The sequence below is a fragment of the Microcystis sp. M20BS1 genome (genome assembly GCF_020245305.1).
GTDB lineage: Bacteria > Cyanobacteriota > Cyanobacteriia > Cyanobacteriales > Microcystaceae > Microcystis > Microcystis ichthyoblabe_A.
In genome coordinates, this window is the sequence record NZ_JADBUZ010000113.1 from 1 (window position 1) to 13,885 (window position 13,885).

Genomic DNA, 13,885 nt, shown 5'->3' on the forward strand with positions numbered 1-13,885 from the left:
ACTTTATCACCATCGCTGGTAATCACGAGGCTACTAATTCCTAAGTCAATTCCGATGGCTTTATCTGTTACTGGTAAAGGCTTAATTGTTGGGTCATCAAATCTAATTGAGATATGCCAACGTCCAGAAGGATGTAATCTGACTGTTACTGTGCTTGGTTCACAGCTTTCTGGGATTTGTCTTGACCATCGAATAGGTAAGGGTTCTGTGCATTTGGCTAAATAGATTTGTTTGTCTTTAAATTTAAAAGCAGACTTAGTAAATTCGGCACTTCCTCCTTGATGTTTTTTCTTAAAGTTAGGATACTTAGTACGACCAGCAAAGAAGTTAGTAAAAGCTGTTTGTAGGTGTCTTAACCCTTGTTGTAAAGGTACACAGCTTACTTGATTGAGAAAGTTTAATTCTTCTTGTTTTTTCCACTCGGTTAGCATTGAAGAAGTTTGAGCGTAGCCTACTCTTTCTTGCTTTTCGTACCAAGCTTGTGTTCGTTCGTGGAGAGCTTTGTTGTAAACTAATCTTACACAGCCCAATGTGCGCCGCAATAGCGACTCTTGTGTTGGTGTGGGGTAAAATCGAAACGAATAGGCTTTTTCCATACCTCACATTTTAGCATATATTTCGTAAATGTGCTAATATTTAACAGTAAAGCCGTCGTAGAACGACGGGGTTTCAGACCCAAAATTTTCGATGAAATTTACCAGTAGTCAAAGCGAACTCAACAGCAATTTATCCCTAGTTAGTCGGGCCGTTGCCAGTCGTCCTACCCATCCGGTGTTGGGCAATGTTCTCTTTTGTGCCGATGAGGAAAAGGGCGAAATTAGCCTGACTGCTTTTGATTTGAGTTTAGGGATTCGCACCAGTTTTCGGGCCGAGGTGGTGGAAGGGGGCAAAATTACCCTGCCGGCAAAATTACTTAACGATATTGTCTCTCGTTTGGGAGAAGGGGAAATCACTATCTCTGTGGAAGAAAGCGAGAATGATGAGGAGCATAGTCTCGCTTTCCTGAAAACTGCCTCGGCACAGTTCCAAATTCGCGGCATGAAAGCCGATGAGTTCCCAGAATTGCCCACGGTGGCCGATGGGGAAATTGTTAATTTACCTATAGTTGCCTTGACAGAGGGACTAAAAGGTGCATTGTTTGCCGCTAGTGGCGATGAAACTAAACAGGTGTTGACGGGGGTACATTTAACTAAAACCGTCGATTGTTTAGAATTTGCCGCTACAGACGGTCATCGTTTAGCGGTGGTACAAACTCCCCTAGAGGAGGTGGAAAGTGCCTCTGGTGGCTTTAATGTCACCATTCCGGCCCGGGCCCTGCGAGAATTGGAAAGAATGATGGCAACAAAACAAAATATCGAGACTATTACTCTGCATGTGGATGATTCTCAAGTCATCTTTGAAATGGGGGAACAGAGGTTAACCAGTCGTAAGTTAGAAGGGGCCTATCCCACTTATAATCAGTTAATTCCTAAATCCTTCGAGCGTTCTTTGGTTTTAGACCGCAAACAGTTAATCCGTTGTTTGGAATTAGTGGCGGTTTTATCGGACCAAAAGAATAATTTAGTCAAGTTTAGTCTCGATAGCGAAAATGACCGTTTATCCCTAGCGGTGGAATCTCCTGATTTAGGTAGTGCCAAAGAGTCCATGGCGGCGGAAATTCAGGGAGAAAGTGGCGATATTGCCTTTAATGTTAAATATTTGATGGACGGTTTGAAGGCTTTACCCAATAATGATATCCAAATGCAGTTAAATGCTAGTACCCAACCGGTTATTTTTACCCCCTTGGGAGGTTTAAAGATGACCTATTTGGTGATGCCGGTACAAATTCGTCAGTAGTTCTGACTTAATCGGAATTGTGGGATCTGTTTTTAACCTATCCCAAGCACTGGATTGTAAGTAGCTGGTTATAATTAAATTGAAGATAGATTTTGGGTTCGATCCCCCCTTAATCCCCCCTTGATAAGGGGGGTGTCGATCCCCCCTTAATCCCCCCTTGATAAGGGGGGTGTCGATCCCCCCTTAATCCCCCCTTGATAAGGGGGGTGTCTGATAGTTTTTAACGCCTAACTACTTATTGAATCCTATTTTCTCGCCAAAGGATTGGGTTTATTTTCTCTATTTTGGCGATATACTGTTGATCATTGAACAACTTCACGGATTGAATTGATATGTTATTATCTACTCCTGAAACAATTCAGCATATTCTTTGGCAAGGGCCACTAGAATTGGACAACGAACAAATTGCGGAAGAAAAATTTAGATTTATGTCACCTCTTGCGGAAGAAAAATTTAGATTTATGTCACCTCTTGCGGAAGAAAATTTTGGATTTATGTCACCTCTTGCGGAAGAAAATTTTAGATTTATCTCACCTCCCTCACAGCCCAGCTATGTACCAATTGTTAGCATCGGACAACCAGAAGTTTGGCCATTAGCTGAACTTTATTCTGGTGCAATTCCCTCTTGGTTAAAGGTAAAACAGAATGAGGCACAGTTTTTTTTAGTCCGTTTTGCCTGTTCTCTTCGTAATAGTGGAGAAGATAAATTTCAAATTACTCAAGCTAAATTTTCTGTTGATTTACTGCCCGATAATCAACAAAACCGGGCTATTGCTTTTGATCTATATCCGTTGGAAATCAATCAGGAAATCAAGCGTAACTGTAAAGTTAGTCTGTCCCCCAATATCAAGTTTAAGGAAGCTCAGGCAAGTTTAGGAGGAACAGATTTTGCCCTAGAATACACCGAATTACAACCAACAATTATAGCCACAGGAGTTGGGGAATATAAGGCTGATTGGGAATATCGAAAAGCACAGGGAAAAGGAGTTCAAGGAAGTAAATTTATGCACATGATTGTCAAAGTCCCTAATAATATGCAATTGGTGAGGACTAAGTTAAATTTAACTGCCCGCTTGGAACAAAATGGTAATCCCTTAGTTAAATGGCTTTTTAAAACTGACATTAAAAAAGTGCCAAGCGATTGCTTAATAGTCAATTTAGTTAGCTAATATTTACTTAATTCCCACATCAATAAATGCTTGATCAATAGCATCTAATTGGTGAGGAGAAGCGTTAAGTGATACTTCGGCTCTTTTTTCAAATACTCTACGACTCTCAGAGAAACTATCGAGCTCGGAAATATCTTCTAGAACAGCGCCGAATAGATTAAGAGCAAATTCGCCATTAAAAAGAGGCTGTCCATTGATGACAGTGTTATGAATTGTCATCAATCGATAAAAAGCATGACTATGAATCAAGGAAAGTTCATGATAATTCTCGGCCGTATTCCAATCATTTATTTGTATTTGTTGATAGAAAGACTCTGCATCTTTAAACCTTAAAGAAAGTAATGTATCTAATCGTCTCAGGGATCCGGTTCCTTCTTGAAAGTTTTCTCCCACATCCCACAGCCAATTATGAGGATTATTCCAATAAGAACGATTATCCCTATAATAGTTACGCACTAAAACCGCAAATATATCACAAAAAGATTCTTCAAGTGCATTTTTTTCTAAAAACTCATCATCTTTCCGTCGTATTTTTTCTGGAGACTGACTATACTCACTATTAATTTCTTCCTTAATTTGCTGAATTAAACCATGACAAAATTCATGAGCTACTGCTGTGATATCGGTTCCATAGGAACGGTTTATACCATTAATTTCTCTTTGTGCAAATAAGGCTCGTTTTGTGTACCATGCGGCAGGCTGATAGTAACCATTTATTGTGGCAACATTAATGATAGCTTTATATTGATCTAGTGGTCTGCTGAAGTTACCGTTGATAAACTGGGCAACGGTTTTAACATTATTGCGAGCTTGTTGGCAAAAATCGTGACAAGGATCATCGACTAATAGGTGGTCAGCAAGAGTGATATTAGAGGAATAATTCTCATATCTCAAATTATAAGTTTGTGGAAGCCCGAAGTTGCCATTATATGGTGCGCCATGGCATTCTGTGCAGAACATAAGTTTTTGCCCCCGATAAATTCATAAGTTCCAGTCAGTGGTTAAGTAATTAATCTTGTTAGAAAGTCGCCCAATGTGTCAAGATGGCAAAATTGCCAGAATTTAGGCAAAGCAAAGCCACAAAAAGTCGATCCCCCCTTGATAAGGGTGGTGTCTGAAAGTTTTTAACACCTACCTACTTATTTCCTGTTAAAAAGTGAGTTATATTTGAATAATGCAAAAAAAGTTTACCAAAACCAGCCCAATAGTTAGGGATATTTGGGTAAATATCTCCAAACGATAGACAGTTTGGCAGTAGGTTATGGACAGAACCCTTTTAGCAGAAGGTTCTCAAATTTGAGAGTTCGAGCATTATCTCCCCTGTGTGGGCATCTATCATATAATCAGTTAATTCCAGTGATGTTCCAACAGATTTTCCGCCACTGGTTGGAGCCATAACTTTAATATTCGTAACATAAACAAGTCTCCATTCACCTAGCTTGTGACTGGAGCCATTAGAAAAGTGTTTGAAATAATAGTAAAGCTGGGGATTAACATCACAATGCTTTAGGGCTTCTGGGGAAATAGGCTCACCCTTCTTAAGATTAAGACAATATTCGCTTATCGAATCTTTTAGATCTTTTTCAGTAACTTTCGGATTTTTGTCAGGAAATCCTTTTTTTACAGCTTCATCTTGAGCAACTTCAGACGAGTTTGCAAACAAAAATTTATTGTCTTCGTCTAAATCAACAATGATCGAGGAGCCGTATAAAGGGATACCTTGGTGTCGGAGGCGATATTTGAATTTGGATGCTTGAGTAAATTTCGATTGATACTTATCTACAAGTTCAAATTGAACTGGCAAATCCGTGGGCAATTGGACTCGCTGAGTGTCCCCCGGCTCGGGTTTGGGCTGAAGGCTTTTGGACGGAGAGCTAGTGAAGCTGCGAAGCTCCTCTCCTGCGCCACCGGGCGAGTCTGAGCCGGACAACTTAATGGCTATATCTTCTAATTCAGTTGTTTTTTTCTTTTCTAACTGTTTTGGCATTGTGTTACAAAAACGAGATAAAATAACTTTGTATGTACATTTACACTAAAAAAATTGATCGAACTATGTCAAGTCTGTACAGATAGATTTTTGTTTCGCAATGTGTACATACACTGACAGCGTTATGTGTATGTACAGTAACAGCGTCATGTGTATGTACAGTGACAGCGTTAAAAAATTTTCATGTATTGTGGTACAAAACGCACATATAAAAACAGCCCTCACCAGTTCAGTGATCGATACCCCATCGGTCTCTTCGGTCATCAGCAACCTCTTTCCTACAATCATCTACAGGGTTGCACTACAAAGGCTAACAAACCAATTACTGATAATTTTCACAAGGTTTACAAAAATTAATGCAGATTTTTTATGCACATCCCCCAGATTAGCCTGTATTATATGAACATAACTATTGAATTGATCAAAACGGGCATCTAGGGCTAAATCATCAGAGTAACATCTAAACCTATGAGCGATCTGGACACAGAAAATCAAAGACAAAGCGATGAAGACCGACAAAGAGATGCTGCGGTGTATTTGCATCTCCTCAACAATTTGACCGATTTGGACATTAGTGAGGATAGTCCCAAACCGAATGAGTACAAAATAGCCAAACAATGGGGACAAAATCGCATTTTTGTCCGGCGAGTGCTGCGTTCGGTGATGGGAGAGCGTTACCAAGAAAAGGAACGCGAGGAGCGGGTACCCAGTTTAAGCTTGGGGAAATTAGTTACTATTCTTAGCTCACTGGAGGCTTATTGGCAAGGAGAGTCAGCCAAAAATAAGGATAGTTTAGCCCAAAAAATGATCAATAAGTTTACCCAACAAGAAAAAGAACGAGTTCTCAAAAAATATGCACAGTTATCTCTGGATGAAAGGGATAAATTGAAATTACTTGTTCATCCCGAAGCTGGTTTACTTGAGCAGTTAAAAGAGATCATTACCGATGAAATACAGCAGGATTCCCTAGACGTTGTTAGCTTTTATAAACAGGCCATTAATCTATACAGTTCCCAAAAACAACAACACAGTTACCTAAAATCTCTTGACCCAAATGATAATCAAAATCTAGATGAATCTTTAGTTAATCAGATTATAGAGTATATTCAACCCCGATTAAAAAAATATTATCAGCATTTATCAACAGGCTCGGAGCAGGAAATTATCAAGGATTTGGTTGATAAGATTTTAAGAGAAGTGAGCCGGACAGAATTTCAAGCTGGACTCAGACAAATTAAAACTGTTGTCGGGCAATGTCCAGATTTTGTTCAGAATAATTTAACTAGCGATTCCATATCCAATCTCTTTTTGGAAAGCCTGAGCAATTCAATTATCAAAAATAATTTATTAGGAGATAAATTTCCCGTTTATATCGACTATTTAGAAATTGAGAAGGTCAAACCTCTGCCCCTAAAATTATACCGAGGCAAAACAGGTTTAATCAATACCGATTTTCTCGATGATCCTGAAGACGAAAATGAGTATTATGCTCAAGGATTAGAAAAACAGATAGCTTATAGGGTGCGAGTGTATTTTTATGTCTATCCCCCAGAGAACTGGAAACCAAAACCAACCTTAGAAGAAAAAGAAATCAGCCAATTTTTCAAGCAAGAAGAATCAAACAGTCGATTAGAATTTTGTGAAGAAGTGGTAGGTGTGGGCAGTCCTATCGCTCATATCACCACCGCAATTAATCGATTTTTGTTTGAGGGGATAGATATTTTGAAAAAGCAAGGATATCTACCTGTCACCCAAAAAATAGTCAGTGAAGATAAAGTGATTGGCAATACAAGAAATAGTGCTGTTTGGTCTTATTCTCTGGTTAAGTTATGCAAACAGGAAGATGTGAAAAAATCTCTAGAAGGTGAAATTAATTATAATCAAATTGTCGCCGATCAAGAATTAGCAACAGGAGAATTTTATGGATTTGATCTTCTAGAATCTGCCGCTAAGTCTGCCCTTCATGCTCGACTGAGAGCCATTGAAAAAACGGCAATTGATTCTCAGCAATATCTACAACAACTTTGTCAGAGAATTGAGGAAAAATATATACTAGAAAAAGCAGAAAAATGGATAAAATTCTACCCTTTCTCTCTCAGGGCTATGCAAGATTATTTAGAAAAAAAGCTGTTTAAGGATAAATATCGCAATTGGGATGAGAGAAATTTCAAGGAAGTTAATAATAATCAAGCTTGGAGTAGGGTGGCCTATGAAGCACATTTGGCAATTATTCAAGTATATCTTCAAGAGGGTCTCTATCGTATTGCCCAAAAATATCTTGAGGTTATTAAACCCCATATCGAAAAGGGACGACTAGACGATAAACTATTAGTTAGTCTCTACCATATCTGTCTATTTGATTATCATTTTTATACAGACCTTGAAGATGAGGAACGTGACCATCAAGAAAGGGGTTCTGCAATTCGTAAAGCTGAAGAATATTTGAACACTGCTGAAGAATATTTGCAGAAATATTTGAAAGAATACGCAATCATTGGTGAATACTCTCAAACTAATGCTCATCCTTTTTTCTATTATTTATCTCGTATCTATTCTCACCGCGCCAAAATTTATATCTTTTTCCCTTACATTGCTCAATTACCCAATCCCAAAACTCATTTATTAATTGAACCTCTTCGTCTCTTAGAAAAAGCTCGTATTTATGCGGCTAGAGACGGTGATGCTAATTACTATGCTTACTGGACAGTGTATCAAATTTGGTCTTATTTAATCACCGCCTATGTCGGAGACACCAAGCTATTAAAGGGAAAATTTAGCCGCCAAAATTGTCTAGAATGGGCCGAACGTTTAATTAAAAATGCTCTTGATTGTTATGGAGAGCGAGGCAGAAAATCTTATCAACAGATAAAAAATTATAGTGGTAAACAGAAAACAGAGTTTAGTGGATTAAAACCGGATTCGACTATTATATTTTATGAGCAATACAATGATATTTATGTGCAAACCATTCCCCCAATTATTGAAATCGGAAAGGGTAGCAGCCACTTAGATGAGTTTTATCAAGGAATATTTAAATCTTCTAGTCAATCTCAAGAAAAAATTATACAGCTACCCATGTCAGCATTAACTTACCTTGACTCAAATTCAGATAATAAAGTTTATTTATTTGGTATTCACGCTAGTCTTCTTTTATTTGGGTTGGGACTGGTGGAACTTTGTAAAGATAATCAGGAAGAAGGATTAGAAGAACGTATTCGTATGGCGATGAAAAGGTTTACTTTAGGAGCGGCAATTGCATCTGAGGGAACAGTGGATGAAAAAAGAGGAGAAAAAACCTATCTTCAGCGAATATTTACCGAGCAAAAGCCAAATAAAGATCAAAAAATGCCCGAAGATTTTCAAATTAGAGGCTTATATCCTCACCGGTTAACTCAGTTTACCGCTAAAGGGAAAATTTTTGCAGCAACCTGTCGAGTAATTCTCCTTTTGTATAACTACGAAAAATATAGTAGCTATTGGCCAGAGGTCGCCTATCTTTTGAATGATTTACACGATGCTCAAACTATTATAAGATCGAATAATCCTGATTATTCTTTGGGACAAAATCGCTATAGTGGTCATCTAGAACAACAATTTAAAGGGGTTAAAAGTTACTTGGAAAGTCAGAAAAATTCTGGCAAATCAGGTTCTTTAGAGGAAATTAGAAACAGAATTGTCACTGATATATTCAAAATACTTCGCGGCGACAAAGTGTAAGCTGCCCACCCACTTAAATTACTTGTTGAGATGAGGCACTCTTGCAACAGTAAAGGGATTGGGGGAGATTCAGCCAATCTAAGGATAGGGGGGTGAAAATGCGTCTTAGCTTAAAACCCCAGACCCTGCACCCTAACCCCACCAACAAACTTTTTCAGCAGACCCTAATTAATACCAATCATCCATCGACCGGAAAATTGAGGCATCGGGGAACACAGTGGGATTACCACTTGCGTCGATTTTTTGCCGTAATTCTCGCAGTTGTTGATTGCCGATGAGAAAATCACTTTCTACTAATTGATAGGGCAGTACATTATTATTTAAAGCATACACTGCCGTGATGCCAGCAGCTACCCCAGAGGACCACTCGAAGGAATGGACACGATAGGCGGCCGCGGCAATATGACTGAGAGCGATACTTTTACCCGCTATCAGTAAATTATCGATTTTTTGGGGAATTATAGCCCTTAAAGGGATCTCGAAGGGGTAAGCTTGGCCCTGTCCCTGTCTTTCTCCTGCTTTTTCTGTATTACCCGGTTTTTCGGGGGGATGTTCCGTCATGCAGGGATGAAAATCAATCGCATAGTGACCGATACCGACGGAATCGGGGTAAATAGTCGATCGCTTGCGTTTAACGGCCTGATCGGGGGATAATGTGCCATCAAGTACGGAAAATCCCTCTAATCTTGCCAAGGTGGCAATTAAGCGCCGATATTCTGCCGGGGAAAGATTTTGACGATAGAAATCGCTTTGAAAATTTTGTCGGGAAATATCGATTTCTGTGACGGTAAAACCATCGGGGAAAGTCAGGGAAGGACGACCGATAATCCGTCTTGCTTCCCGAATATAGGGATATTTTGACAAACCGTGGGCAGTTCCCATGGGAGAATCAAAACCAGACAGATAACGGTTATTCAAATGGGGAACTTTTACCCCGTCCCCTAACTGGGAATCGGTGGTTCCTTCTACTAACCAATAATAGTAGGAAATGGCGTGTTCTTCGCCCCTTGCGAGGGTTTCTGTGCGTAATCCTCCCATCCATCCCCCCGGAGATAACTGTCCTAACTCTTGCAACTGTTCACGGGTGTAGATAAAGTTATCCTTGGCAGTCCCCGGACGATAATCATTTCCCCAAGTCCAATTCTGCATGGAGATATCCCCCGGGACGGGTTCGGTAAAAGTAATTCCCCCAAAGGTTTTTTCTTTACCCAGTTGCGGACTCCAGATACGACGATAGGTGAAAACTAGGTCAAAATCGGCTAATCGCGGCAATTCATAGCTAAAATAGGGGGCATAGCGTTCATAATAAACGGGTTTCTCGTGGGTTTGTGGTTTTTCTGTTTCCTCCATGGCGAAGGTATAGGTAAAGCCTTGGGTACAGTAGGGGTCGCCAGTGACGCTAGAGGAAGAAGGTTCGAGATAACTGCGCTTATCGACCCCTAAACGGTAGGGAATATCTGATAATCCGATGATTTCTCCGGTTTCGGTCGCTTCAATCACATACCAATCTGCTAATTGATTCGGTTGGGAGGATTTGGAGACAAAACGGAGGATTTTTTTATCAAAACGGGGAGAATTTTCGTAGCGATAGATATCCGCCATTTTTTGCGATAAAAACTCGGTATTTAGGGGAGGAGTACCTTTTGCGGGACTATGTTGAATGGCAATTACACTGGTAATCTGTTGACCAGTGCCGCGATTGGGTAAAGTTTCAATATTTAATTCTTTGACTACCGTGGAGGGAAACCATTTCAGGGTTCCTTTACCTTTTTTGGCAGCGTCTTCTAACTGTTGAAATAATAATTTATGTCCATCAAAAGGGAAAAAACAAGACCCACTTACCCAACATTCCCCGGGGTTTTGTTTGCTGTAATGCTTTCTAATTCTTTCCCTAAATTCTAGATAACCTTTCGGGAAAAATAATTTTTCTCTTTGTGTCCGTCTTTCATCTAATGCGGAGGTTCCCTGAGAAGATATCTGTCCCCCCACCCAGTCGGTAATCTCGGTTAAACAGACGGTTTTTCCTAATAATAAGGCTTCGTAGGCCGCACCGGCACCGGCTAAACCACCACCCACCACCAGAATATCACAGCCGACGGTTTGATCCGGTTCTCGCGGGGGGGCTGCTAGGGTGAGGGGAGTGAAAGCTTGTAGGAGAAATAATCCCAGAGAGAGGGATTTAAGAGGAGTAAAGTGATGATTGAAAATTTTAGGGGACATTATTGACAAATATCAATGTTGTGGCTGAGAGTTTCTTCTTTCTTTGAAGAAGTAGCCAGAGCATCTGTTCCTGAAATCCTGATTGTTTTTTTTGGGCGATATTGAGAACTTTGTAGCTTGATGCTGGCCTTTAAGAGATTATACACCTTCAATCTGACAATCGATCGCTTTTCTGGAAATGTTTTGACAAAGATATCCTGATTCGGTGTCATTCCCTTTGTTATTCCCTGTCATCCTTGCTAAGTTAAATTCAAAACAAACCCAGGTAAGACATCTTCCCCGGATAAAATCGCAGGCAAATTAATAATTTCCACACCGCTATTTAGTCGGTAGATTTCCACCTGCTGCTGTTGAGGATTAATCAACCAACCCAAACGTAAACCACTGGCTAAATATTCGCGCATCTTTTCGCGTAAAGAGGTTAAGGAATCGCTACGAGAACGTAATTCAATCACAAAATCTGGACATAAAGGTGGGAACTTTTCTCGCTCTTCTGCGCTCAAAGCTTCCCATCTTTCCCGTTTTATCCAAGCAACATCAGGAGAACGATATCCTCCCTTTGGTAAACGAAAAATTGTCGAAGAACTAAAGACTTTACCAGAATTACTTTGACGATTCCAAATCGTTACATCAGCAATTAAATCAGCTTCTCGATTACCACTATTTCCACCCACGGGAGGCATAATTAATAATTCTCCTTTTTGATTACGTTCTAAATTCCATGTTTGATTAGCCTGACAGAGATGATAAAATTGTTCATCGGTCAGATTAACTGTCTCTAGATTTAACACTACAGTTTTCATAATCGCTTCTCCTTTTTGCTACTTTATATCATTGATTCATATCAACCTATTTACCTAATTGACTCTCTAAAAATTCTGGCCAATCGGGATTAGTAGTGTCTAGGGAAATTAGATAGGGTTGTTCTTTTTCATTAAAAGGTTCTGTTTTCTCAATTTGGGCATTTAACACCTCGATAGTAGCGTCAGAAATATCGCCTTTTCTAGCGGCAATCCGTTGTTTTAAAACTTCTATAGGTGCGTGACAATGGACGATATGAAAAGGAATCTTTAAATTTTGGGCATAGGTTAATAAGGGTTCTCGCCAAGCATATTTATCGTAGCGTGCATCGAGAATAACTGGATAACCTAAAGTTATTAAAATTCGGGCTAATTCCGCTAGTCTAGTGAAGGTTTTTTGACTCATTTCGAGACTATATATATCTAGACTTCCTGTTTGATTTAAGTCAATTCCAGCCAAATGTTTGCGAACTGCATCGGAACGAATCTGAATAGCATTAAGATTTTTAGCAATTACTTTCCCTATGGTACTCTTACCCGATGCAGAAAATCCCGACATCAGAATTAATCTCGGTTTCTGCGGTTGTGTGTACTGCCAAGCTAATTGATAATAATCCTGTGCATCTGCTTTAATTTTCTCAGAAAAAGTGTCACCATCAAGCAGAAAACTATTGACTTTTGCCCTCACATACGCTTGTCTAGTCAGGTAGAGAGGCAAGACTTTTAAACCCTCCCAGTCAGCGGTTTGTTCTAAATAAGTATTGACAAATAAATTAGCGAAATCTTCTCTCCCCCTAGCGGTTAAATCCATGGCTGTAAAAGCAAGATCATACATGACATCAACGAAGCGAAAAGATTCATTAAATTCTATGCGATCAAATAATTGTATTTCTCCCTGCCACTGACAGATATTATTTAAATGTAGGTCTCCATGACATTCGCGAATCATCCCTTTTATTTGTCTTTCCTCTAACCAATCTCGGTGTTCTGCGAAAAATTTATCTGTATAAGCTTTTGTTTCATCGTATTGTTTTTGGGTTTGGACAAAATTAATATATTTCTCGGTTTGTTGGTAGTTTTCATCAAAAGCTTGTTTAATAACTTCTAAATTACCAAACTGAATAATATAGGAATTACTCACAGCTTGCCGATGAAATTGTGCCACTTTTTCAGCCAAAGACTCGATCGCTTTTTCCGTTAGTTCTCCCCGTTCAAAAATTTTACTGAGTAAACATTCTTGGGGAAACTGATTCATTTTTAAAATATATTCTATCACTTTTCCTTCTCCATTTAAACTTATGCTACCCTGTTCTTCATTAATTGACAAAACTTCCAGATAGATATTGTCGGCAACTTTTTTATTTAACTCTAGTTCCTGTTCTAGATAATATTTTCTCTTTTCTAAAGTGGAGAAATTCAAAAAATTATAATTAACTGGTTTCTTGACTTTATAGGCATAATCTCCTGTCAAGAAGATAATTGAAGCATGGGTTTGGATAATTTCAACGGGAATTTTGACAGAATGAGGATAAAAGTCGGGATTTTTTAATTCTTCGATTAATCGGTTGCTATCCATAGGGAGAACTCCTCGGTGGTACATCTCATTTTTGTAAATTTACTAAGTTGAGATTTTTAAAGGGAAAATCTCTGCTAAAATCGGGCTTTATTTCTGATTTTATCACTCAATCTGGGACCTTGAGGGTTTCTACTCCCCGAAACCCGTTAGGGAGGACAGGAATTCGCAACCCGCGTGTGTGGTTTTAGATGTCCGTGGAGGAAGCACCTCTCCCAAAGTTCAGAAAGCATTAGCTTTGCAAGTGGTATGCTTATAGACGGTTGCCCGTACATTTGTATTGGTTTGTTGCTGATAGTCGGTATTTCTGCAAATGTGAGATGCAGCAGGTCTAAATTAATGAAAACTGCATCATGCAGGATGAGAGCTTTGCCAACTCAGCTTTAAGGGACTTGCGGGAATTAGGGATGCAGTTGGTTTTAGATAATTTTGATGCCGGCTATTCCTGATTAAGTTATATTTATAAATACACCTTCGACAGTTTGAAGATCGATCGATCAAACCTTTATCCAATCTTTACCATCAAAAACCAAGCATTTAGCCATGTTATCGACTATGATCAGCCTAGAGCAGAATTTGAATT

At 39.3% G+C, this 13,885-nt stretch carries 10 protein-coding genes; 3 read left to right on the forward strand and 7 right to left on the reverse strand.

Features of this window, described 5'->3' with window-relative positions; translation table 11 throughout:
- Positions 1-596, reverse strand: a 596-nt coding sequence (locus IM507_RS11800) for an RNA-guided endonuclease InsQ/TnpB family protein (protein WP_287637066.1), incomplete at its 3' end; no start/stop codon positions are given.
- Between the two features lie 91 nt (positions 597-687).
- On the opposite strand from IM507_RS11800, the gene dnaN reads away from it, so the two are divergent.
- A complete protein-coding gene (gene dnaN, locus IM507_RS11805; RefSeq protein ID WP_069474828.1) occupies positions 688-1,836 on the forward strand; it encodes a DNA polymerase III subunit beta in 1,149 nt (382 codons plus the stop codon).
- A gap of 332 nt (positions 1,837-2,168) precedes the next feature.
- A complete protein-coding gene (locus IM507_RS11810) occupies positions 2,169-3,005 on the forward strand; it encodes a hypothetical protein (RefSeq protein ID WP_287637067.1) in 837 nt (278 codons plus the stop codon).
- A gap of 3 nt (positions 3,006-3,008) precedes the next feature.
- On the opposite strand, the gene IM507_RS11815 is transcribed toward IM507_RS11810, so the two are convergent.
- Entirely contained in the window at positions 3,009-3,965 is a 957-nt protein-coding gene (locus tag IM507_RS11815) for a M4 family metallopeptidase (protein ID WP_271935846.1), read from the reverse strand.
- A 316-nt stretch (positions 3,966-4,281) separates the two neighbouring features.
- Positions 4,282-4,992, reverse strand: coding sequence for a hypothetical protein (locus IM507_RS11820; RefSeq protein ID WP_287637068.1), 711 nt, complete (start codon positions 4,990-4,992; stop codon positions 4,282-4,284).
- 468 nt (positions 4,993-5,460) lie between these two features.
- On the opposite strand from IM507_RS11820, the gene IM507_RS11825 reads away from it, so the two are divergent.
- Positions 5,461-8,709 (forward strand): HypX (modular protein), encoded by a 3,249-nt coding sequence (locus tag IM507_RS11825; RefSeq protein WP_287637069.1) that lies wholly within the window; start codon positions 5,461-5,463, stop codon positions 8,707-8,709.
- Between the two features lie 168 nt (positions 8,710-8,877).
- Here the strand turns inward: IM507_RS11825 and IM507_RS11830 are convergent, their stop codons facing one another.
- From IM507_RS11830 to IM507_RS11845, 4 genes are read right to left on the reverse strand one after another with little or no spacing between them, the layout of a single operon-like run.
- Entirely contained in the window at positions 8,878-10,929 is a 2,052-nt protein-coding gene (locus IM507_RS11830) for an FAD-dependent oxidoreductase (RefSeq protein WP_287637070.1), read from the reverse strand.
- Entirely contained in the window at positions 10,929-11,141 is a 213-nt protein-coding gene (locus tag IM507_RS11835) for a hypothetical protein (protein WP_123230994.1), read from the reverse strand. Before IM507_RS11835 ends, IM507_RS11830 begins: the two co-directional genes overlap by 1 nt.
- 27 nt (positions 11,142-11,168) lie before the next feature.
- Positions 11,169-11,732 carry a Uma2 family endonuclease gene (locus IM507_RS11840; RefSeq protein ID WP_002740192.1) on the reverse strand — a complete coding sequence of 188 codons (564 nt, stop codon included), beginning with the start codon at positions 11,730-11,732 and terminating at the stop codon, positions 11,169-11,171.
- Between the two features lie 46 nt (positions 11,733-11,778).
- On the reverse strand, positions 11,779-13,305 hold the full coding sequence (locus tag IM507_RS11845) for a bifunctional aminoglycoside phosphotransferase/ATP-binding protein (RefSeq protein ID WP_002740258.1): 1,527 nt from the start codon (positions 13,303-13,305) through the stop codon (positions 11,779-11,781).
- Positions 13,306-13,885 lie beyond the last annotated feature (580 nt).

Coding starts and splice junctions, on each gene's coding strand:
- IM507_RS11830 (WP_287637070.1), bottom strand. CDS start 10,929: ATGTCCCCTAAAATTTTCAATCATCACTTTACTCCTCTTAAATCCCTC.
- IM507_RS11815 (WP_271935846.1), bottom strand. CDS start 3,965: ATGTTCTGCACAGAATGCCATGGCGCACCATATAATGGCAACTTCGGG.
- IM507_RS11845 (WP_002740258.1), bottom strand. CDS start 13,305: ATGGATAGCAACCGATTAATCGAAGAATTAAAAAATCCCGACTTTTAT.
- IM507_RS11820 (WP_287637068.1), bottom strand. CDS start 4,992: ATGCCAAAACAGTTAGAAAAGAAAAAAACAACTGAATTAGAAGATATA.
- IM507_RS11835 (WP_123230994.1), bottom strand. CDS start 11,141: ATGACACCGAATCAGGATATCTTTGTCAAAACATTTCCAGAAAAGCGA.
- IM507_RS11825 (WP_287637069.1), top strand. CDS start 5,461: ATGAGCGATCTGGACACAGAAAATCAAAGACAAAGCGATGAAGACCGA.
- dnaN (WP_069474828.1), top strand. CDS start 688: ATGAAATTTACCAGTAGTCAAAGCGAACTCAACAGCAATTTATCCCTA.
- IM507_RS11840 (WP_002740192.1), bottom strand. CDS start 11,732: ATGAAAACTGTAGTGTTAAATCTAGAGACAGTTAATCTGACCGATGAA.
- IM507_RS11810 (WP_287637067.1), top strand. CDS start 2,169: ATGTTATTATCTACTCCTGAAACAATTCAGCATATTCTTTGGCAAGGG.